Raw genomic sequence first — 21503 nt, 5'->3', positions numbered from 1 at the left:
AAAAGGCCGGGATATCCCGGCCTTTTATCATTCAACTTTTCGCATTTTTTGCTATTTGCTCAGGTGCTTCTGGACGTTGTCCTTGATCCAGTGCTCGTCCCACCATTCCGTAGGGCTCACCTGTAGGCCGCTCACAATCATTGCAAAGTGAAGATGGTCGCCGCCTGCCAGCCCGGTGACTCCGGTCTTGCCGATGACGTCGCCTTTCTTGACCTGAGCGTTCTTGGCCACGGCGATTTCGCTCAAGTGTGAGTAGAGGCTTTGCAGTCCAAGGCCGTGATCGATAATGACGCAATTGCCGTAGATTCCAAAGAACCCGGCGAACACAATGCGGCCGGTATTTGCCGCAGGCACGGGGGCATTGGCTAGGCTTGCCAGGTCCACGCCCATGTGGGTCTGGTGGTCGATCTTCTCACCCTTGTAATAGTAATCGCGCTGGTCGCCGAAGCCAGCACGCCCAGCGGCGTTGGGCAGACGCAGGAATGGGCCGGACCAGAGCGGGGTGGGGGAGGTGTCCTGACCGATCTTGAGAAGTTCTGCTTCGTTTTGTTTGCGCAGTTCGGTGTTCACACGTTTGTAAATGTCCAGCGGGGTTTTCTCCGCTGGATACATGGCTGTGTACTGGCTCATCTTGTCGTTAAGAAATTCATCGGGAATGTTCAAGTTGTCCGACTTAAAGACCTTTGGAATGGCCAGCACCGAAATGGTTTGGGAACCTTCGTTGCCCGCCTTGTCCCGGGCGGTGATCTTGGGCTTGAAGTCAGACGGAGCCATGTCGTGGGGCATGCCGAAATAACACACCCATTCACCCCCTGGCTGCTGGAAGGCCGGGAAGAAGCGCTGCCCCACATTCACGCCAGTGTGCACCAAGGGTTTGGACACGGTGTAGCTGACCACGGCAACGCCGCCTTGGTTCACGTGATGGATGCCAGGATTTACGTTGAGCCTGGGCGGCGAGAAGTCCAGGGTAAGATTCTGAATCAAATGAGACTTGCCGCGTCCCAGGAAGGAGAGCAGGGCGTTGTCGCGTACGGTGATGCTCAGCTCAAGGGGGCCTTCCTTGAATCCTGCCTCGCGCGGGAGGCGGAAATTCTCGGTGTGTGAAAGCTGCTTGTCTGGAAAGATTTTACGTACAAAATCAACACGTTTGTTGTCCTGGGTCGCAGAGATGACGCATTCCTTGAGCCCGGCCCGGTTTGAGGTGAGGCTGAGGCTGAAGTCTGTGGTGTAGGAGGCCGCATCGGTTTGCGGGGTGAGCTTGAGCACTGGGGCGCTTCCGTCTCGAAGGAAAGTGAAAACGATAAGGCCAAACAGCGCAAGGACACACAGGGCAACCAATGTACGCATCATGTGGCCGGAGCTCTTCTTTTCCGCTGGAAGTATTTTCATTGTCTCTTTTGGGGGGCTGAAGGTTGTGGGGAGGACGCGAGATCACGCCGGAATTTACCGGTTTAACACGCTATGCGCGTATGATGAAATGGGGGCGTCAGGCTTGGTCGGCTTGGTCCATGGCGTCCAGCAACTGTATGGTGAGCTGGAGGAAGTCCGCTTCGGTGACGATGCCAACCAGCTTCCCGTCCTCCACAACAGGCAGGCAGCCATATTTGTGGTTGTATAGAATATGGGCGGCCTCGCGCACGGTCTGTTCCGGTGAGATGACGCACACATCGGTGCGCATTATTTCCTGCAGGGGGATTCCGGCGTCGATCTCGTCCTGGGTGGCGGGGTCGATGTTCGCCAGGTGCGAGATGGTGTTCGCCAGCACATCACGATTGGTGATAAGCCCTCGGAACATTGTGTCTGCGGTGGTGATGGGCACGTGTCGGATGCGCTTCTTGTCCATGAGCACCCGCGCGCTCTGGAGGGTATCCGTTTCCCGCAGGGAGTAAACTGGTGTGGTCATGAGTTCTCTGATCTTGAACATGGGCATCTCCTCGGCTTTCAGGGTGCTCCAGGGCTTTGCGGGTTGTTTCCTTGATTGTTAAAGGAAAGGGGCAATGTGTCAAGAGCGCATAGGCCTGTGTTGACTTGGCGATGGAAATCTGGTCAGCACGGCGTGACACGAATGAATCCCACAACAGATCTGGAGTGCACAGGATGCGGGTTGACCCCAAAAGACAGCGCGATCGCATGGTGAACGACCAGCTTATAGCGCGCGGCATCACTGATCCGCGTGTTCTGGCCGCCATGGGCGAGCTGCCCCGCCACCTGTTCGTAGAGGAGGCCATGGCCCGGCAGGCCTACCTCGACAGCCCACTGCCCATCGGCGAGGGGCAGACAATCTCACAACCCTACATAGTGGCTCTCATGAGCGAGCTTCTCCAGGTCGAGCCCGGCATGAAGGTGTTGGAAATCGGCACCGGCTCCGGCTATCAGGCTGCCGTGCTGGCCAAGCTCGGTGCGGACGTGCATACTGTTGAGCGCATTCCGAAACTTTGCGCCAGCGCCCGGGAGCGGCTGCTGTCTATGGGGCTGTTTAGTGTCCATGTGAAGCAGGACGACGGCACCCTGGGGTGGCCGAGCGCAGCGCCCTTTGACCGCATCATCGTCACCGCCGGCGGTCCCGAGGTTCCGCCACCCCTGGTGGAGCAGTTGGCCATGGGGGGGCGGCTTGTCGTTCCCGTGGGCGGATCGCGCCGGGTGCAACGTCTTGTGCTTGTGGAGAAGACGCCGCAGGGCGTTTTGCAAAGCGAGGTGTGCCCTGTGGCTTTCGTGGATTTGGTCGGCAAGCACGGGTGGTGATGCCCGCACTGCATCTCCCCCTGACCTCAACCCTCTTTCCGAGATTTACACGCAGGCCAAAATCGGCCATAATTCTCTTTTAACGGCTCCCGCCGTGATCCCAAGACAATGGAGAGTGCAACGTGAGTTCATGTTCTGGAGGCTCCTGCCCCTCTTCCTCGGGCGATGCCAACGCCAAGATGGCCTTGCAAGACCAGCTCATTGCCATGACCCTGGAGCGCATCCGCTACAAACTGTTCGTCATGAGCGGCAAGGGCGGCGTGGGCAAGAGCTCCGTGTCCGTCAATATTGCAGCAGCCTTGGCTGCACGCGGCTACAAGGTCGGCCTCATGGACGTGGATATCCACGGCCCCAGTGTGCCGCGTTTGCTGGGGCTTACCGGTCAGCTTGAGCCGGACCGGGGCAGCTTGGTGAAGCCAAAGAAATATAACGATAATCTGCATGTCGTCTCCATGGAGTCCCTGCTGCTCGATCCTGACCAGGCTGTGCTTTGGCGTGGCCCCATGAAGACCTCGGCCATCCGCCAGTTTATCTCCGATGTGCAGTGGGGCGAACTGGATTTTCTCGTCATCGACTCGCCTCCGGGTACCGGCGATGAGCCCATGACCGTGCTGAAGCTTATACCAGAGGCTTTGGCGGTAGTGGTCACCACCCCGCAAGAGGTTTCTTTGGCCGATGTGCGCAAGGCGATAAACTTTCTACAGTACGCCCAGGCCAATATTCTTGGAGTTGTTGAGAATATGAGCGGCTTGGCCTGCCCGCATTGCGGCTTGTCCATCGACTTGTTCAAGAGGGGGGGCGGAAAGGCCCTGGCCGAGCAGTACGGCCTGGAGTTCTTGGGAGCCATTCCCCTGGACCCCACTTCAGTTGTGGCGGGCGACCTTGGCACCCCTGTGGTGCTTATGGAAGGAGACTGCCCTGCGAAAGCGGCGCTTTTGGCCCTTGGCGAGCGCGTTGCCTTGGCCGCCCAAACAAGCCTGGAGGCCGCCTCCACCGTTCACAGATAGGCTGGGGATAGTACGCTTATGACCTTGAATTTGGCCAACATGCTCACCCTGGCGCGCGTATTCGCGGTGCCGGTCATCGTCGTGCTTCTCTATCTGGAGCAGGCGTTTCAGACCGTTCTCTTGGCGTACGTGTCCGCTGGTGTGTTCGCGCTGGCCTCGCTCACGGACATGGCTGACGGATATATCGCCCGCAGGCAGAACCTCATCACCAACCTTGGCAAGTTCCTTGACCCCTTGGCTGACAAGCTTCTCATCAGTTCGGTTTTAATCATGCTTGTGGAGTTGGGCTGGGTGGCTGGCTGGATTGTCGTGGTCATTATCTGCCGTGAACTTGCCGTCACCGGAATGCGTGGCGTTGCAGCGGACAAAGGCGTTGTCATCGCGGCTGACCACTTCGGGAAGATGAAAACCATTGCACAGAGCCTTGCACTGGTGCCGCTTTTGGCGCATTATCCAATATTGGGTCTGGATGTGGCGCTCATCGGAACAGTCGTGTTGTATGTGGCCCTGGCGCTTACGGTTTTTTCTGGTGGGAATTATCTGTACAATTTCTATAAAAACTGGTTACAAGCTGAATGACCACGCAATCATGCGCGTGGGAGCGGGTTTCCGGAGCAGAGTGATGAACAGGCCGCACAATAGCCATATGGCCCGCATATCCAACTGTCTTGAGACAATTCTGGAGCTTGAGCCGGAACTGGAAAAGATAGAGTTGGGCAAGAGTCTGCTTGAGGAGTTCGATGTGCTCAAGGACTTTTTGCAGCGGATCGACTCCGTGACCTTGAATGAGGAAGACGTGGAACGTGTGGAGACGGCTACGGCCAATTTTCTTGAAGAGCTGCGCGCGCCATTAGCAAAGATTCGTCCCGGCAGGCCCCTTGCGCCGCGCCTGCAGTGAGACGGAGCCATGGCCCGGCGTATTCTGCTAGGCGTACTGATTGCGGTCAATGTTGTTCTGTTGTTTCGCCTCATCTGGAGCGATCACGGCGTCATTGCCTACATGAACATGCGCAACCGCTCTGTTAAGCTTGAAAACCAGTTGCGCGATGTAGACACAAGAAGCCTTGACCTCAGCAACGAGATCCGCAGGCTTAAAATGGACCGCGCCTACCAGGAGATGGTCATTCGGGATCGCATGAATTACGTTAAGGAAAATGAGGTTTTGTATATCTTCTCCGATAGGACCGACGTAGCCCAGGGGGCCGTGGACGATGAGAAGAAAGATTGAATGGTACCAAGAGGTTCTGGCTCTTGAGCCAGGGTCGCGTATTTTTTTCCCACTGGCCAAGCTCTTTGTCGAGTTCGGGCAGTTGGAGGATGCGGAAAAGACCCTGAGGCAAGGGCTTGACCGCCACCCGGACTCCATGGAGGCCCGGTTGCTGCTTATCCAGGTGCTTACGCGCCTGGAGCGGATTGAAGAAGCCCAGGAGCAGCTTCAGGCCGTTATAAAGCCTTTGGAGCGCTATCCGGCCTTTTGGTCGTTGTGGGCGCACCAGACCTCGGACAAGGACCGGGACTTCGCCGTGTTTTTGATGCTCGTGGCCTCGCATTTTACAGATCGTCCAGTTAAGTGGACCGACGTCGTCATCGAGGGCTTGAACTCCCTCACTGAGCGGCTCATCGGCCCGCTGAAGGCCAGCGCCCGAAAAGTGCGCGAACATTCTCAGGATCGCGCCGCGCCGCTCATGGCTGATGTTCCTGCACAGGTTTCGAAGGCGTCTGACGGCGCCGACGCCCCCTATGAGGGACCAGCGCCGGATGCGGGTAGCTATCGCACCCGCACCATGGCCGAACTGCTTGCTTCGCAGGGAGACTTTGGCGCAGCTCTTGGAATATATCGTGAGCTCTGGGGACGCGCCCTTGACGAACGCGAGAAGACTGATCTGTCCAGCCGCATAAAAACCCTGGAAGCCAATCTGACCGCAGCACCTGCTGTGGCCGCAGCGCCGCATGTTGCGCCGGGCGAGGACCCCTTCGGCAAGCACGCCAAGAACCGTCTTATGAGCACCCTGGAAGCCCTGGCGGCACGCCTCGAATCCCGCATCCAGGCCTGACATCGGATCGAGGACACCCAACGATGTTCACACGTATTTTCCTCCGCCGACCGTGGTGCGCTCTGCGTCGCCCCGGCCTTTTTTGTCTGTCCTTTCTCGCTTTTGCCGTCATCGCTGGCTGCGGAGCCCTTGGCCCTTCCTGGGACAACAGCGCCAGCACCGTGCGGTCCACCATGCGCGACACTAGGGATCTCATAAATCCCGCGCCGCGCGTCGATGTTAACCGCTACAAGTGGGACAACCCCAACCAGGAAAAGCTGGCGCTTCTGTTTTCGCCTGTGGACGCCAAGGTCATGTCCCTTACCCGTTACGTGTCCAGCATCGACTACCGTCCGAGCGACGAATGGGTCAGTGCGCTTCTGCTTCGTTTCCCCTGGGTTGACGGTGTCATCATTGCCGACGAAAAGGGCGACATCCTGACCCGCAAGCCGCCTGTTCCCTTGAAGCGCTTCTCCGAACCCCTCGTTTTTGAGTCAATCTGGCGTGAAACCCTGGTGAAGACTGTGGTGGACTATACCCCACTCGGGCCTGAGCTGTACTTCGGAACCCCAAACTTCGAGGGGTCGGAATTCAAAGGGCTTCATGTGGTGAGCTTTGATCCTCGCGTGCTATTCACCTTTTGTCCGAACCCTGAAGAGCTCGTCATCGTCGATCCTCGCGCACAGAAGCTTTGGGTGGCTGGGGAGACCGTTCCCGATGGCGCGCAGGAGCTGGTCAAGCTCCCTTGGCTGGAAATTATGAAGGAGAGGATCCAGGGCACTGTGACGGCTGGTGACAAGCAGTATACATGGCTCGCCCGGTTCATCGGACGCGATCTTTTCGTCTATGCCACGGAGAGCGCCAACGCCACCTTTGAGGACAAAGGCTTCGCTGTGCCGTTCTTCGGCGGAAACTGGTAAAACGGACTGCGGCGTCGACACGCTTGCGGAGGATTCCTCATGTCCCAGCAGATCACCGTCACCGAACACCTGCTCCTGCACCAGAAGCAGGTTCCCATGGCTACCGGCCGCTTCACGCGCCTGTTCAACGAGCTCATCCTTTCGGCCAAGATCATTCACCGCGAGGTGAGCAAGGCAGGGCTTGTTGATGTGCTGGGCTTCACCGGGGATGTCAATGTTCAGGGCGAAGAGGTCAAGAAGTTGGACGAATTCGCCAACAGAGTGCTCATCCACAGGCTTTCAAGATGCGGTGCGCTTTGCGCGATGGCATCCGAGGAAAATGCCGACATCATCGAGATTCCCGACGGGTTGCCCACGGGCGACTACTTCGTCATCTTTGATCCGCTGGACGGCTCATCCAACATTGACGTTAATGTGAGCATCGGCACCATTTTTTCCATCTATCGTCGCAAAAGCCCTAGCGATTCCCGACTGCTTGCAAGCGACTACCTTCAAAGGGGCGCGGAGCAGGTTGCTGCCGGTTACATCCTTTACGGCTCGTCGTGCATGATGGTCTTCACCACCGGCGATGGCGTGAACGGTTTCACCCTCGACCCTAGCGTGGGCGAGTTCCTGCTCTCGCATCCGAACATGCGCATACCGGAGCAGGGCAACATCTATTCGGTGAACGAGGGCTACTACCACTACTGGGACAAACCCACGCTGGACATACTCGCGCACTTCAAGGCCGCAAGCATGACCCGCAAGAAACCTTACAGCTTGCGTTACATTGGGTCGCTGGTGTCCGATTTTCACCGCAACCTCGTCTACGGCGGCATCTTCATGTATCCCTCCGACAACCGCGACCCCAGTCATCCTGGAGGCAAGCTGCGCCTCATGTGCGAGGCCGCGCCCATGGCCTTCATTGTGGAGCAGGCGGGCGGTTCCGCCACTGACGGGATCCGGCGTATCCTGGATATAGTGCCTGAGCATCTGCACCAGCGTGTTCCTCTTTTTGTGGGCTCCAAGCAGGATGTGGAAAAGGTGCAGGAAATTTACACTGCGGCCCAGCAGGCGTAAGGCCGTGCTGGTTCTCGGCGTCGAGACCTCCTGCGACGAGACCGGCGTCGCACTTGTGCGTGACGGCTGTTTTCTGGCCGAGTCCCTGGCCTCTCAGACGGACATTCACGCGGTGTTCGGGGGCGTGGTGCCGGAGATCGCCTCCCGTGAGCACCAGCGGATGCTGCCCATCCTTTTTGCCGACTTGCTGGCCAAAGCCGCTGTGACCGCTCAGGATATCGACGCTGTGGCCGTTGCGCGCGGGCCAGGCTTGCTCGGCAGTCTGCTGGTGGGCATGAGCTTTGCCAAGGGGCTGTGCTTGGCGACGGGAGCGGCGCTTATCGGCGTCGACCATCTGCATGCTCATTTGCTGGCCCCAGGACTTGAAGACGAATTGCGCTTTCCGGCGCTTGGACTGCTTGTTTCTGGCGGTCACACGCACATCTACCGCATGGATTCTCCCACGGAATTCCGGCTTCTGGGCCGCACGCTGGATGACGCCGCAGGCGAGGCTTTTGACAAGGTGGCCAAGCTCCTCAATCTTCCCTATCCTGGCGGCCGGTACCTTGACGACTTGAGCCAGGGCGTTGAGCCGGATAAGACTCTGTTCCCCCTTGCCTATGTTCACAACGACAATCTAGATTTCAGCTTCAGCGGCCTTAAGACTGCTGTTGCGGAGTATCTGTCCAAACGCCCGCACCTCCCCTATGCCGCAATGCCCGAAGCCGACGCCTTGCGCAACGGCGGAGCCCTGGCCTTGGCCGCACACCCGCAGGAGCTGGCCCTGGTGGCGGCTTCTTTTAACCGAGCGGTGGCCGAGACCTTGCGCATCAAAGTAGAGCGTGCCCTGGGCCGTGAAGAAGGGCTCAGGTCCCTGGTTGTGGCCGGGGGTGTCGCCGCAAATTCCCATGTGCGCGCAGCCATGGCCCAAGTGGCAGGAATGCACGGCCTTGCGGCTTGCATACCCAGGCCTGCCCTGTGCACCGACAACGCGGCCATGATCGCCCATGCAGGGGCCTTGGCCCTGTTGGCCGGATATCGTCATGACCTGGGACTGGAATCTGTTCCGCGTGGTCGCGCCGTTCCTCGGGACTGGCACCGGATAACGCCCAATGCCGAAGGGTTGCGGCTTGACAGAACAAGGGCGGAGAACTAGTTTCATAAGAATGCGGCATGGCCTGGATTTCTGGCCTGTCCGCTGAAACTGAGTTGAAAAATAAGACACTACCGAGCCGAAGGAGAGAATATGGCTATTCAGGTGACTGACGGCAATTTCGAGCAGGAAGTTCTCAAAAGCCCGGTGCCCGTTCTTGTCGATTTCTGGGCTCCCTGGTGCGGCCCTTGTCGCGCCATGGGCCCGATCATTGATGAGCTGGCCGTCGAGTTCGAAGGCAAGGTCAAGATCTGCAAGATGAATGTTGACGAGAACTCCGCCAGCCCGAGCCGTTTTGGCATCCGTGCCATTCCCACCCTGATCATGTTCAAGGACGGCGAAGTGGTTGACCAGTCCACAGGTGCCGTTTCCAAGAGCAGCATCAAGGATATGATCGCCAAAAAGGCGTAGTGTGACCCCATGAAAACTTACGACGCTGTCGTTATTGGCGGTGGGCCTGCCGGGCTCACCGCCGCCCTGTATCTCGTGCGCGCCGGCGTGAACGTCGCCCTCCTGGAGAAGCTTTCTCCTGGCGGTCAGGTGCTCATGACTGAGGAAATCGAGAACTATCCTGGTTTCCCAAAACCCGTGAAAGGCTATGAGCTTGTGGATAAGTTCGTTGAACACCTCTCGGGCTACGAGTTTGCACGCCATTCCGACGAGGTGCGCACCATCACCGCCCAGGACGGCGGGTATGTCATCCAGGTGGGTGATGATACTCTGTTCTCCAAATCGGTGGTTTTGTGCACCGGGGCTCGTTACAAGCGCGTGGGCACGCCAGGCGAAGAGAAGTACCTTGGCCGAGGCGTTTCCTACTGCGCCCTGTGCGACGGCAATTTCTTCAAAGGCAAAACCGTGGCCGTCATCGGCGGCGGAAATTCCGCCCTTGAAGAGTCCTTGTACTTGGCGCGACTGGTTGAGAAGATCTACCTCATCCACCGTCGCGACGAGTTTCGCGGCAACAAGTGCTATCAGGATAAGTGCGAGATCAACCCCAAGATCAGCATTCTGCGCAGCACCATCGTGGATGAAATCAAGGGCGACCCCTTCAAGGGGGTGACAGCCGTGGCTTTGACCGACGTCAAGACTGGCGAGAAGCGGGAACTGCCCGTAGACGGTGTTTTTGTTTTCGTCGGGTTTGAGCCAGTGGCTTCCTTCGTCCCGGCGGATCTTACGCGTGACAAGGCCGGTTTTGTCATCACGGATTGTGAAATGCGCACCAACCTGCCGGGCTTCTTTGCGGCGGGAGATGTGCGCAGCAAAAACTGCCGTCAGGTGGCCACTGCGGTGGGCGATGGCGCCACTGCGGCCACTGCGGCCCACGCCTACCTGGAAAACCTGAATGCCTAAGCGCCCACTTGCGGTTCTTCTGCTCTTGCTCTTGCCGTTGATTTCTTCTTGCGGCCTCATTGACTATTATTTCCTGCCGCCCCCGGATGATACCGCCCAAGAGCTCTTTGAAACCGGCATGGATTACATGCAGGAAAAGCGTTATGCGCGGGCATCCGAAAACTTCCTTAAGCTTAAGGACAGGTACCCCTTCAGTCCGTTGACTCCTAAGGCTGAAATAGCCCTGGGCGACGCCTATTTTCTTGACTCCAAGTACCTTGAGGCCTTGGACGCATACAAGGAGTTCGAGACGCTGCATCCCAGCAGCCCGCAAATTCCCTATGTGCTTTTTCAGATGGGCCTGAGCAACTTGAACCAGTTCAAGACAATCGATCTGCGTCAGGACAACGTGAAGGAGGCGCTTGAAATCTTCTACCGTCTCGAGGAGTCGTACCCCAACTCGGAGTTTTCCGAGGCTGTTAAGCAGAACATCTACAAATGCCGCAAGATACTGTGCGAGCATGAGATCTTCGTCGCTGACTTCTTCTGGCGCACCAACCAGTTCGGCGCTGCTTGGCATCGCTATCTGTTCATCCTTGAGAACTATGCCGACGTTGTTGAGTTCAAGGATTACGTGAGGAAACGCGCGGAATACTCCTACTTTGAGTACCAGAAGGTCTTGTCCGAAGAGGAGCGCGAGCGGGTGCAGTGGACTTGGAAGCGCCTGCTCAAGTGGCTCTAGCATCCTTTCAGCATCAGGAGTCGCCGCGGCATGGATTTATTCATTCCCAGCCATGAGGCCAGCCCTTGGTCTTCTCCGGCGTGGTTTGATCCTCATTTGATTGCCGATACCCGCTTCGCCAGGGCTTATAACGCACTGGGGGATCAGCGGCGCGCATTAATCAAAGGGGTCATTGCCAGGCACTACGCCTTAAACCCGCCAAGACTGGTAGCATCTTCAAAATCGAATGATCAGTTCGATCTCATGGAGCGCACGTGCTCAAGGGAACCAGTGCCCTTTGTCTTGCTGCTCCTCGACGACAGCATCGATGCGCCTGCGTTTTTTTTGTCGGCCCTGATGCCAGCCCTATGCGCACGCGTTGGGCAGGTGCATGTCGTTCGCCTTGGCAAACGCAGCTCCGTCCCCGATGCGCTTCTCGTTTCCTGTGAACTCTCCGGACAGGAGCGGTTGGCTGCGCTTGGCCCAGTGCTGTTGCAGCGACTGCTTCTAGATTGCGCCTCTGGCTGCATGGAAACCGGAGAGTCTGGGCTGGTTTTGTATCCTGATACGACTGAATTCCGTCGACTGCTTGCTCAGAAAGCCCTCCGTGAGGCCCTTGACGCCTCTTGCCTTCGCATGATCCCATTGCGCTTCCCGCGTGCGGCAGGCTTGTGGCGCGATACCTCCCTTGATTTTCCCGTTGAGGACATTGAGTTGCTCTATGGCGCGCTGCCTCTTGAAGCGGCTGGGGCCATGCCCGGACAGCGCTCTCGCAAGGCCCCGGACGAGGACGCCTGGGCAGCCTTCAACGCCGTTCCGCGCGATCTGCTGCTGACTCCGGCTGCGCGGGCAGGGCAGGGCCGTGCGGCGGTGACCGTTTCCGGCGACTGCCTGGGGCTTTGGCGCTGGTCTGGGCTGCACCCAGACCTGTTTATTCAGGAGCGCCAGATTTTCGTCTCAAGCTGAAATAATCCCACAGGCCCAACAGCGCAGGCGGCAGACCGTGAGCAAAAAGCCAATTTCCTCCAAATATCTGCACACCATCCGCAATATCGGCATTATCGCGCACATCGACGCGGGCAAAACGACACTGTCTGAACGCATCCTGTTCTACGCTGGCCGTATCCACCGGCTTGGCGAGGTCCATGAGGGCACAGCCACCATGGACTTCATGCCTGAAGAACAAGAACGCGGCATCACCATCGCCTCGGCAGTCACTTCCTGCCTGTGGCGTGGGAATAGCGTGAATCTCATCGACACGCCGGGGCACGTGGATTTCACGGTTGAGGTGGAGCGTTCCTTGCGTGTGCTTGACGGAGCCATTGGCGTATTCTGCGCTGTGAGCGGCGTGGAGCCCCAGTCAGAAACCGTGTGGAGGCAGAGCGAGTCCTACCATGTCCCAAAGCTTGCATTCGTCAATAAGATAGACAGGTTAGGCGCTGATTTCTCTGGAGTGCTTGAATCCATGCGTGAGAAGCTTGGCATCAAGCCCTTGGCTCTGCAGGTGCCTGATGGCGAAGGCGCTGAGTTTCGAGGCGTGTTCGACTTGGTGCGCATGGAGCGGCTTGTATTCGACGCCGAAAGCCGTGGCGTGGAGTACGAGCGCATACCCTTAACGACTGCTGAGCGTGAGCGCCTGGCCCCCTGGCGCGAAGCCATGTTGGAGACACTATCCGACACCGACGATGGGGTGATGAACGCCTACCTCTCCGGCCAGGATATTTCGCCAGAAACGCTGATAAAGGCCATCCGCGAGGCCGTGATTGCCCTCAAGCTGGTGCCCGTTTTTCTGGGGTCTGCCCTCAAGAACGTCGGTGTGCAGCCGCTGATGGACGCAGTGTGCGACTACCTGCCAGGCCCCCTTGAGGCGCCGCTACAGGCGGGCGTGGATCCGACGACGCACTTGCCCAAGAGTTTTGCTGTCGATCCCGAAGCTCCGCTCTCGGCCCTGGTGTTCAAGGTTGTGATGGAATCCGGTCGCAAGCAGTCTTTCGTGCGGGTTTATTCCGGCCAGCTGACTGAAGGAGAGACGGTTTTTAACGTCACCCATGGCTGCGAGGAGCGCGTGGCCCGTTTGTTCCGGCTCCACGCCGATCGCCGCGAGAAGATCGAGGTGGCTCGGGCTGGCGAGATCGTCGCTGCCGCAGGCATGCGTTTTGGCCGCACGGGCGACACCTTGGCGCGCAAGGACAACCCAATACTTCTGGAGCAGATCGCTGATTACAAGCCCGTCATTTCCCTGGCAATCGAGCCCAAGAATGCCGATGAGGCAGACAAGCTCGACGAAGTGATGCAACGCTACCTGATGGAGGACCCGACCCTCAGCGTTGTGCGTGATGCGGAAACCGGACAGGTGGTGCTTTCCGGCATGGGCGAACTGCACCTGGAGGTCCTGCTGGAGCGCATGGCCCGCGAACATGGGCTTAAGCCGCGAACCGGCAAGCCCCAGGTCGTCTATCAGGAGACCGTTGTTGGCAAGGCCGAGGCCGAAGAGGTGTTCCACCGTGAGTTGGGCGAGGTCATGCACTATGGCGCTGTCCGTCTTGCCATTGAGCCCCTTCCCCGTGGTCAGGGCCGCGTGGTCCAGTTCGAGCTGGACCGCAGCCAGTTCCCCCAGGCCTGGACCGACGCCGTGAACGAAGGTCTCACTGATGGCTTGGCTTGTGGCGTCCTGGGCGGTTATCCTGTGCAGGATGTGCGGCTGCGAGTTCTTGACTTGCCCCGGCGCGAAGGCGAATCAAGCGCAGCAGGCTACCGAATGGCCGCCGCCATGACGCTGAAGCGCGTCCTGGCTGATGCGCCCTCCATGCTCTTGGAACCAATCATGTGGGTTGAGGTGGGGGTACCGGACGCCTTTGTGGGTGAGGTTATTGGACTGCTCGGCGCCAAGGGGGCAAAGGTTGAGAACATTCAGGACCGGGGAGGGCAAAAGCTCGTCCAGGCTTACTCGGCTCTTCGACAGATGTTCGGATTTTCAACGGATTTGCGGTCCGCCACACAAGGTCGCGCATCTTTTGTCATGAAATTCGCTAAATTTGACGTCCTCGTCTAACTCTTCACGTTTCCTGGGCCGATATTCATGGCGAGCACATGAATGTCTGATCGCGTTGCATTTTTCCCCGTCTGGGGCTAGGGTCCATAGTGCTGGACGTGTGTCTACGGAACCATACTGTCAAGCGTGCCAAGTATTCCTGGGTTCGGCTGGCGGCTTGGTCGGCCTTCTTCTGATTGAACCGGTGGGTAGTGTGTCTGCCGTGAGGAGCCTCACGTGATGTCCGACGATGAAAGCCGCGCGATATTCCGCGAAGAGGCCTTGGACCTCCTGGCGGAACTCGACTCGACTTTGCTGGAACTGGAAGCCAGCCCACACGACATGGACCTTGTGAACCAGGTGTTCCGTGCGTTGCATACCATTAAGGGTTCCGGCTCCATGTTCGGCTTTGATGACATCGCAGACTTCACCCATGCCCTCGAAAGCGTGTTTGATAAGGTTCGCAACGGTGAACTCGTCGTCACCAGAGAGCTTGTCAGCACCTCCTTTGCAGCTCGCGACCATATCCTGGGGTTGCTGAATGGTGAGGACGAGTTTGGGAATGGCTCGCCTGAGAAAGGCTTGAGCATCCAGGCTGATGCCCGTGCGTTAATGGTTGGAAAGCCCTTGGCTCCAGCCGCGACGCAGGGCGATGCTATTGTTGAGCCTGACAATCTAGAAATTGCCGAGGCTCCCCGCAACACGATTGAAGACATTTCCGCCGAGTCGGCCCTGCATGAATCGGATCCAGTGGGGCCTGGGACGTATCGCATCCGTTTTCGCCCGCGTGAGCCCAAGGTGGATAAAGACCTGAACCTTGACCCGCTTTTTGAGGATCTCCGTTCTTTGGGCCAGTGCATAGTGCAGCTGAATGATCAAGATTTGCCGCCACTGAGCGCCATCGACTCTCAGACCCTGTATCTTGGCTGGGAGGTGAACCTTGTCACCACAGCTACCCGCCCTGAGATACTTGATTTGTTTTTCTTCACAGACATCGATCTTGATGTTGAAGTCGTCGCCGCTGATGCCGATGGGGTATTCCCCGAAGATTCCGCTCAGTCTGAGGTGGCGGTTGCGTTCGCTGAAGATGTTGCGTGGCCGCCCGGATCTGAAGCGCCGCAAGTCTTTGAGCAGCAAGCCCTTGCGCCTGCAGACAAACCAGATACAGCGCCGGCTCCTAGCGCTCAGGCAATCGCAGCGCCGTCCACGCCTTTGGTCGCGCCAAGGCCAACTCCTGCACCAGCCACGGGGCAAGCCCAACGCGAAGCACCCCCCAAGTCTGTTTCGAAGGATGCCGGCAACAGCTTGCGCGTCGCGGCGGACAAGCTGGACACCCTGGTGGACCTGGTGGGCGAACTGGTCATTGTGCAGGCTCAGATTTCACAGATGGTTTCCGATCGCGGCGATGCGCAACTTACGGCCCTGGCCGAGCAGTTGGAGCGTTTGAGCGCCGATCTGCGCGACAGCACCCTGGGCATACGCATGCTGCCCATTGGCACGGCCTTCAGCAAGTTCCGCAGGCTCGTGCGAGACCTGTCTTCGGAATTGGGCAAGGACATCGAACTGTTGACGCGCGGAGAGGAGACGGAACTCGACAAGACGGTGCTGGAGCGCCTGGCTGATCCGCTGGTGCACCTTTTGCGCAACAGCCTCGACCACGGCATCGACATGCCCGAAGAGCGCAAGGCCGCTGGCAAGAAGCCGCAGGGAGTCATACTGCTTGAAGCAGAGCATTCGGGTTCGGAAGTGCTCATCCGCATCACCGATGACGGCAAGGGCATGGACCCGACCGTCATCCGGCAGAAGGCTGTGGAAAAAGGACTCATCGCCCCGGACGCCGAGCTTTCTGATAAAGAGGCGCTGAAGCTCATCTTCCTGCCTGGCTTCTCCACCGCAGCCAAGGTGACCAGCATTTCCGGCAGGGGGGTGGGCATGGATGTGGTCCACAGGGCCATCGATTCCCTGCGCGGGGCCATTGAGATTTCGAGTGAACTCGGCCACGGCACAACCATCACCATTCGTCTGCCCCTTACCTTGGCGATCATCGAGGGGCTTCAGGTGCAGGTTGGCGATGGCTTCTTCGTCATCCCCCTCTCATTGGTGGAGGAGTGTGTTGAGTTGCATCAAAAGGATGTGGACCCCACGGGCCGTAAGCGCATTATCAACCTTCGAGGCGAACTGGTGCCCTACATTAACCTGCGCCGCTGGTTCGAGATGGAAGGCGAATCCCCGGAAATCGAACAGATCGTCATCACTGGGGTTGAAGGTCGGCGCATCGGCATAGTCGTGGATCATGTCATCGGCGAGCATCAGACGGTCATCAAGAGCCTGGGCCGGGTTTACCGCGACGTGGAAGGAATTTCCGGCGCCACCATCAAGGGCGATGGCAGTCTGGCGCTCATTCTGGACGTGCCCCGGCTAGTGCGTTCCGTGGCCGCCGACAACACCCCCTGACGCAGGACTGCCAGCGCACCATGACTGAACACGCCAGATCAGCAAGAGCCAAATCCGGGCAAAGCACATCGGAAGCGTCGAACCTGACGCGCATGAACGATCGCATCTTCGAGCGCTTCAGCGAGTTCATCAAGGCCGAACTGGGCATCAAGATGCCCGCCTCGAAGAAGACGCTTCTTGAGGCCAGGCTGCAGAAGCGCCTGCGCGAGCTTTGCATGTCCACCCACGAGGAATACTGCGACTATCTCTTCAGCCCGCAGGGCATGGAGGATGAGCTGGTGAATCTGGTGGATGTTGTGACCACCAACACTACGGACTTCTTCCGCGAGCCCAAGCATTTTGATTTGATGCAGGAGAAGGTGCTGCCAGAACTCTTTGCACGGGGCGGCGCCAGCCGCACCATGAGCATCTGGAGCGCCGGATGTTCTTCTGGAGAGGAACCCTACACCTTGGCCATGGTCATGAGCGAGTTCGCCCGCCAGAACGCAGGCTTCACGTTCAAAATCCTCGCCACGGACATCAGCACCCAGGTGTTGCGCATGGCCGTGCGCGCCGTGTACCCCGAAACGAAGATCGGCCCAATTCCACAAGAGTACCGCAAACGCTATCTCTTGCGCAGCAAGGACCGCACCCGCAGATTGGTGCGCATCGGGCCTGATGCGCGCAATCACGTGCGCTTTCGCAGACTGAATTTCATGGAGGAGTTCTCGTTCGACGGCATGCTCGACATTATTTTTTGTCGCAACGTGGTCATCTATTTTGACCGCCCGACGCAAGAGATGCTGTTTTCACGGTTCTGCCGCAAGCTTGCGCCTGGGGGATACCTCTTCATCGGCCATTCTGAGAGCCTTGCTGGAATGAACTTGCCTCTTGAGCCTGTTGCTCCGACAGTATACAGGAAGATTTAGTTATGCAGTCCCTTGAAGGAGCACAGTAGTGGGCAAGCAGATTAAAGTCCTTGTCGTGGACGATTCTGCCCTGGTGCGGCAAACGCTCATCGATATTCTGAACTCTGACCCTGGCATTATTGTTGTCGGTTCGGCCGCCGACCCGCTTGCTGCTGCTGAAAAGATGCGCGAGGTGGTGCCCGACGTCATCACCTTGGATATAGAAATGCCCCGCATGGATGGCCTGACCTTTCTGCGCAAGCTTATGAGCCAGCACCCCATCCCGGTGGTCATTTGTTCCTCACTGGCGGAGGAGGGCGACGAGACGACTTTTCGCGCCCTTGAATATGGCGCTGTGGAGATAATCACGAAACCCAAGGTCGGCACGAAGCAGTTTCTTGAGGAGTCGCGCATCCGCATTATTGATGCAGTGCGGGCCGCAGCTCAGGCTAAAGTGCGGCAGATTTCTAGTTCCTCAGTGCTGAAGATCACGCCTAAACTTGATGCCGACGTGATGCTGGCCAAGGCCATGCCAGGTGCTCCTAATTTTCGCACCACGGAGAAAGTCGTGCTGGTGGGAGCCTCCACCGGCGGCACCGAGGCGTTGCTGACCTTTTTGCAGGCCTTGCCGCTGGATTGCCCAGGCATTGCCGTTGTCCAGCATATGCCGGAGCACTTTACGGCAGCGTTTGCCAAGCGTCTGGACGGCATCTGCCGCGTCAACGTGCGGGAGGCCAAGGACAACGATACGCTGCTGCGCGGCCAGGCGCTCATAGCGCCGGGCAGCAAGCACATGCTGCTCAAACGCAGCGGAACCCGCTATCATGTGGAGGTCAAGGACGGTCCCCTGGTGTCGCGCCACCGGCCTTCCGTTGACGTGCTTTTCCGTTCAGGTGCGCGCTATGCTGGAAAGAATGCTCTCGGTGTCATCATGACCGGCATGGGAGACGATGGGGCCAAGGGCATGCGCGAGATGTTCGATGCCGGAGCTTACACCATCGCCCAGGACGAGGCTTCGTGCGTGGTCTTCGGCATGCCGCAGGAAGCCATCAAGCATGGCGGCGTGCATAAGGTCATGCCGCTGACTTCCATCGCCGCCGAGGTCGTTCGGTATTGTAAGGCTTAGCTGACGCCTTCAATATTCCACCCTCCCGCCAGGGTGTTTGAATCCAATCCATCCGCCAACTGGCGCAGGAACTCCTTGCGCGAGATCTCCTGCGCTCCGAAGCGCAGCAGGTGCGCTGTGGTCTGCTGGCAGTCGATGAGCTTGCAGCCGCGAGCGCCAAGCCAGCGAACCAGGGTGACGAAGAGCGCCTTGCTGGCGTCTGGCGCGGCGTGGAACATGGACTCGCCGAAGAACACCCCGCCCAGTGCCACGCCATAGATGCCGCCCGCAAGTTTCCCATCCAGCCAGGCCTCGGCGCTGTGCGCAATGCCTAGGGCATGCAACGCCTCATAGGCGTGCACCATCTCGGGCAGAATCCATGTGCTGTCCTGCCCTGGGCGTGTGGCACGAGAACAGCCCCGGATGACCTGCCTGAAGGCCTGGTCCAGGGTGAAGCTGAAACGAGCGGAGTTGAGCGTGCGCTTGAGGCTCGACGGAACGTGCAGGCGATTAGGAAAAAGCACAAGGCGTGGATCAGGCGACCACCAGAGGATGGGCGACCCCTCAGCGTACCACGGGAATATGCCCCGTGAGTACGCCGTGATGAGGCGTTGTTGTGACAGATCGCCGCCTACTGCCAGCAGGCCGTCCGGGTCCGCCTCTTCCGGGTCGGGGAACACCGGGTCGTCGAAGAGGCGGTAGATTGTCATTCCACCAGAGCCGGTTCGCTAGGCTGGGTTTCCAGCGCCGTGTAGCGGAACGCGAATCCGCCTGAACTCTCGCCGCCGGAGGAGCCGCCGGATTTGGCCGCCGCCTCTGGATCAATGCCCGGAGCAAGGTCCACCAGCACGGTGCCCCCCTTCTGCAGGTTGCCGAAGAGCAATTCCGGGGCGATGGCGTCCTTGATCTCCACCTGCACCACGCGGGCCATGGGCCGTGCGCCGTACGCAGGGTCGTAGCCCAGCACGGCCAGGCGCGTGCGCGCGGCTACGGTGAGGCGCACGCTGACGCGGCGCTCTTTCAGCTGCTCAGCCAGTTCGCTCATGTGCTTGTCCACCACCTTGAGCATGATCTCACGGTTCAAGGCGTCAAAGGGCACTATGGCGTCGAGGCGGTTGCGGAATTCCGGGCTGAACAGCCGCTCAATGGCCTTGAGCGAGCCGCTCTTGCGATCGCTTTCCGCGTTGCGCGTAAAGCCCAGGCCGCTCTTGGCCAGGTCCTGGGCGCCTGCGTTGGAGGTCATGAGCAGGATGGCGTGGCGGAAGTCGGCCTTTCGGCCCGTGTTGTCCGTGAGCGTAGCATAATCCATCACCTGCAGCAGGATATTGAACACGTCCGGGTGAGCCTTTTCGATCTCGTCGAACAGCACCACGCAGTGCGGGCTCTTGCGCACAGCCTCTGTGAGCAGGCCGCCCTGGTCGAATCCCACGTAGCCCGGAGGCGCTCCGATGAGGCGCGATACCGCATGCTTCTCCATGTATTCGCTCATGTCGTAGCGCAGGAACTGCACCCCCATGACCTGAGCCAACTGCTTGGAAAGCTCAGTCTTGCCCACGCCCGTGGGGCCGGTGAGCAAAAACGCCCCAAGGGGCCTGCCGGGCTGTTTCATGCCGGCGCGGGAGCGGCGGATGGCCTTGCACAGGATGCCGACGGCAGCGTCCTGGCCGTACACAGCCTTCCTGATCTCATCCTCCAGGCCCTGCAAGCGGTCCTTGTCCGTGCCAGTGAGCCGCCTGGCCGGGATGCGGGCCATGCGGGCCACCACGCGCTCCACGTCTTGCACCGTGATTCGCTGGTTTTTGCGGGGGCGGGTGGAGAGCTTGAACTGCGCCCCGGCCTCGTCCAGCACGTCGATGGCTTTGTCGGGCAGGAAGCGCTCGGTGATGTAGCGCGAGGACAGCTCCGCCGCGGAACGCAGGGCAGGGGGCGTGTACACTACGCCGTGGAAGTCCTCGTAGTAGGGCTTGAGCCCCTTTAGGATCTCTACGGTTTCGTCTACGCTGGGCTCCACCAGGTCGATGCGCTGGAAACGGCGCGACAGGGCGCGGTCCTTTTCAAAACTGTTGCGGTACTCCTCAAAGGTTGTGGAGCCGATGCAGCGCACCTCGCCCGCAGCCAGGAAAGGCTTCAGGATATTGGAGGCGTCCATGCTGCCGCCGGAAACAGAGCCTGCTCCGACGATTGTGTGGATTTCGTCAACGAAGAGGATGGCTCCGGGCACGCGCTTAAGTTCGGCAAGCACGCCCTTGAGCCGGGCCTCGAAGTCGCCGCGGTACTTTGTGCCAGCCAAAAGCGCACCCATATCCAGGGCGAATACATGGGCCTCCGCGAACTGCTTTGGAACCTTTCCCTGGGCGATCATCAGGGCGAGACCCTCGGCAAGGGCCGTCTTGCCCACTCCGGGGTCACCCACCAGGATGGGGTTGTTCTTGCGCCTGCGCGCCAGCACCTGGATCATGCGCTCCAGTTCGGCCGCGCGTCCGATGATGGGGTCGATCTCCCCTGCCTTTGCTTTGGCGGTCAGCTCACGAGTGAATTCCTCCAGCGGGTTCTTGCGCTGCGGGCCGTCCTGACGCTGGCCTGGACGCTCAGGAGCATCCTCCTCGCCAGACCCGTCGCCACTCCCTTCCGTGCCGCCGCTTGAACCGCCAGGCTCGCGCAAGCCGTGGGAGATGTACTCCAGCACATCCAGGCGCGAAACGCCCTGGCTGCTCAGGAAGTGCACGGCAAAGGAGTCTTCCTCCTCGAACATTGCGGCGATGACGTCGCCCACTTCGACCAGGTCCTTACCCGAGGATTCCTTTTGCCACACCGCGCGCTGCATGACTCGGCGAACGCTCAAGGTCTGCACAACCTCGGTGTCGGTATCAGCGGGGAGGGGGTCCATGTGGTCGCGGAAAAATCCCTCAAGCTGTCCGCGCAGACGTTCCACGTTGGCTCCGCAGGCGTCTAGGATGTTGCTGCCCACGGGTTCGTGGATCATGGCGAACAGCAGGTGCTCCAGGGTCAGGTACTCGTGGCGGCGACGCCGGACCTCATGGAACGCGTTGGTGAGGACGGCTTCAAGTCCCTTGCTCAACATA

At 59.1% G+C, this 21503-nt stretch carries 21 protein-coding genes; 17 read left to right on the top strand and 4 right to left on the bottom strand.

Annotated features, from left to right (window positions below; all coding sequences use genetic code 11):
• Positions 1–51: 51 nt before the first annotated feature.
• Positions 52–1389 carry a M23 family metallopeptidase gene (locus tag Q8O35_RS07660; RefSeq protein ID WP_305572050.1) on the bottom strand — a complete coding sequence of 446 codons (1338 nt, stop codon included), beginning with the start codon at positions 1387–1389 and terminating at the stop codon, positions 52–54.
• A 97-nt stretch (positions 1390–1486) separates the two neighbouring features.
• A complete protein-coding gene (locus Q8O35_RS07655; RefSeq protein WP_305572049.1) occupies positions 1487–1924 on the bottom strand; it encodes a CBS domain-containing protein in 438 nt (145 codons plus the stop codon).
• Positions 1925–2097: 173 nt separating this feature from the next.
• Between Q8O35_RS07655 and Q8O35_RS07650 the strand changes: the two genes are divergently transcribed.
• The 17 genes from Q8O35_RS07650 (at position 2098) to Q8O35_RS07570 (ending at position 18441) form a co-directional block, all read left to right on the top strand.
• Complete coding sequence (locus Q8O35_RS07650; protein WP_305572048.1) at positions 2098–2742, top strand: protein-L-isoaspartate(D-aspartate) O-methyltransferase; 645 nt, start codon at positions 2098–2100, stop codon at positions 2740–2742.
• Positions 2743–2921: 179 nt separating this feature from the next.
• Positions 2922–3749, top strand: coding sequence for an Mrp/NBP35 family ATP-binding protein (locus Q8O35_RS07645; protein ID WP_305572193.1), 828 nt, complete (start codon positions 2922–2924; stop codon positions 3747–3749).
• Positions 3750–3767: 18 nt separating this feature from the next.
• Complete coding sequence (gene pgsA / locus Q8O35_RS07640) at positions 3768–4328, top strand: CDP-diacylglycerol--glycerol-3-phosphate 3-phosphatidyltransferase (protein WP_371133108.1); 561 nt, start codon at positions 3768–3770, stop codon at positions 4326–4328.
• Between the two features lie 43 nt (positions 4329–4371).
• Positions 4372–4647 carry a hypothetical protein gene (locus Q8O35_RS07635; RefSeq protein WP_305572046.1) on the top strand — a complete coding sequence of 92 codons (276 nt, stop codon included), beginning with the start codon at positions 4372–4374 and terminating at the stop codon, positions 4645–4647.
• Between the two features lie 9 nt (positions 4648–4656).
• Positions 4657–4977, top strand: coding sequence for a septum formation initiator family protein (locus Q8O35_RS07630; protein ID WP_305572045.1), 321 nt, complete (start codon positions 4657–4659; stop codon positions 4975–4977).
• Positions 4961–5803 (top strand): lipopolysaccharide assembly protein LapB, encoded by an 843-nt coding sequence (locus Q8O35_RS07625; RefSeq protein ID WP_305572044.1) that lies wholly within the window; start codon positions 4961–4963, stop codon positions 5801–5803. Before Q8O35_RS07630 ends, Q8O35_RS07625 begins: the two co-directional genes overlap by 17 nt.
• 173 nt (positions 5804–5976) lie before the next feature.
• Positions 5977–6702 (top strand): hypothetical protein, encoded by a 726-nt coding sequence (locus tag Q8O35_RS07620; RefSeq protein WP_305572043.1) that lies wholly within the window; start codon positions 5977–5979, stop codon positions 6700–6702.
• Between the two features lie 39 nt (positions 6703–6741).
• Complete coding sequence (gene fbp, locus Q8O35_RS07615) at positions 6742–7761, top strand: class 1 fructose-bisphosphatase (protein WP_305572042.1); 1020 nt, start codon at positions 6742–6744, stop codon at positions 7759–7761.
• A gap of 4 nt (positions 7762–7765) precedes the next feature.
• Complete coding sequence (gene tsaD, locus Q8O35_RS07610) at positions 7766–8896, top strand: tRNA (adenosine(37)-N6)-threonylcarbamoyltransferase complex transferase subunit TsaD (protein ID WP_305572041.1); 1131 nt, start codon at positions 7766–7768, stop codon at positions 8894–8896.
• Positions 8897–8986: 90 nt separating this feature from the next.
• A complete protein-coding gene (gene trxA, locus Q8O35_RS07605; protein WP_305572040.1) occupies positions 8987–9304 on the top strand; it encodes a thioredoxin in 318 nt (105 codons plus the stop codon).
• Between the two features lie 9 nt (positions 9305–9313).
• The gene (trxB, locus tag Q8O35_RS07600; protein ID WP_305572039.1) at positions 9314–10243 is read left to right on the top strand and encodes a thioredoxin-disulfide reductase; all 930 of its coding nucleotides are present in this window, start codon (positions 9314–9316) and stop codon (positions 10241–10243) included.
• Positions 10236–10964 carry an outer membrane protein assembly factor BamD gene (locus tag Q8O35_RS07595; protein WP_305572038.1) on the top strand — a complete coding sequence of 243 codons (729 nt, stop codon included), beginning with the start codon at positions 10236–10238 and terminating at the stop codon, positions 10962–10964. Before trxB ends, Q8O35_RS07595 begins: the two co-directional genes overlap by 8 nt.
• 615 nt (positions 10965–11579) lie before the next feature.
• A complete protein-coding gene (locus Q8O35_RS07590) occupies positions 11580–11909 on the top strand; it encodes a hypothetical protein (RefSeq protein WP_305572037.1) in 330 nt (109 codons plus the stop codon).
• 37 nt (positions 11910–11946) lie between these two features.
• On the top strand, positions 11947–13995 hold the full coding sequence (gene fusA, locus Q8O35_RS07585; RefSeq protein WP_305572036.1) for an elongation factor G: 2049 nt from the start codon (positions 11947–11949) through the stop codon (positions 13993–13995).
• 219 nt (positions 13996–14214) lie between these two features.
• A complete protein-coding gene (locus Q8O35_RS07580; RefSeq protein ID WP_305572035.1) occupies positions 14215–16428 on the top strand; it encodes a chemotaxis protein CheA in 2214 nt (737 codons plus the stop codon).
• A 92-nt stretch (positions 16429–16520) separates the two neighbouring features.
• A complete protein-coding gene (locus tag Q8O35_RS07575) occupies positions 16521–17336 on the top strand; it encodes a protein-glutamate O-methyltransferase CheR (RefSeq protein WP_371133107.1) in 816 nt (271 codons plus the stop codon).
• A 28-nt stretch (positions 17337–17364) separates the two neighbouring features.
• Entirely contained in the window at positions 17365–18441 is a 1077-nt protein-coding gene (locus tag Q8O35_RS07570) for a chemotaxis response regulator protein-glutamate methylesterase (RefSeq protein ID WP_305572033.1), read from the top strand.
• Here Q8O35_RS07570 and aat read toward each other — a convergent pair.
• Positions 18438–19130 carry a leucyl/phenylalanyl-tRNA--protein transferase gene (gene aat, locus Q8O35_RS07565; protein ID WP_305572032.1) on the bottom strand — a complete coding sequence of 231 codons (693 nt, stop codon included), beginning with the start codon at positions 19128–19130 and terminating at the stop codon, positions 18438–18440. The two genes, Q8O35_RS07570 and aat, sit on opposite strands and share 4 nt — an antisense overlap.
• Entirely contained in the window at positions 19127–21502 is a 2376-nt protein-coding gene (clpA, locus tag Q8O35_RS07560; protein ID WP_305572031.1) for an ATP-dependent Clp protease ATP-binding subunit ClpA, read from the bottom strand. The genes aat and clpA overlap by 4 nt, the downstream gene beginning before the upstream one ends.
• Position 21503 lies beyond the last annotated feature (1 nt).

It is taken from the genome of Humidesulfovibrio sp. (genome assembly GCF_030689645.1).
In the GTDB taxonomy this organism is placed as follows: domain Bacteria; phylum Desulfobacterota; class Desulfovibrionia; order Desulfovibrionales; family Desulfovibrionaceae; genus Humidesulfovibrio.
Note: the sequence above shows the minus strand (reverse complement) of the source record. Positions and strands in the feature narration are given on the sequence as shown.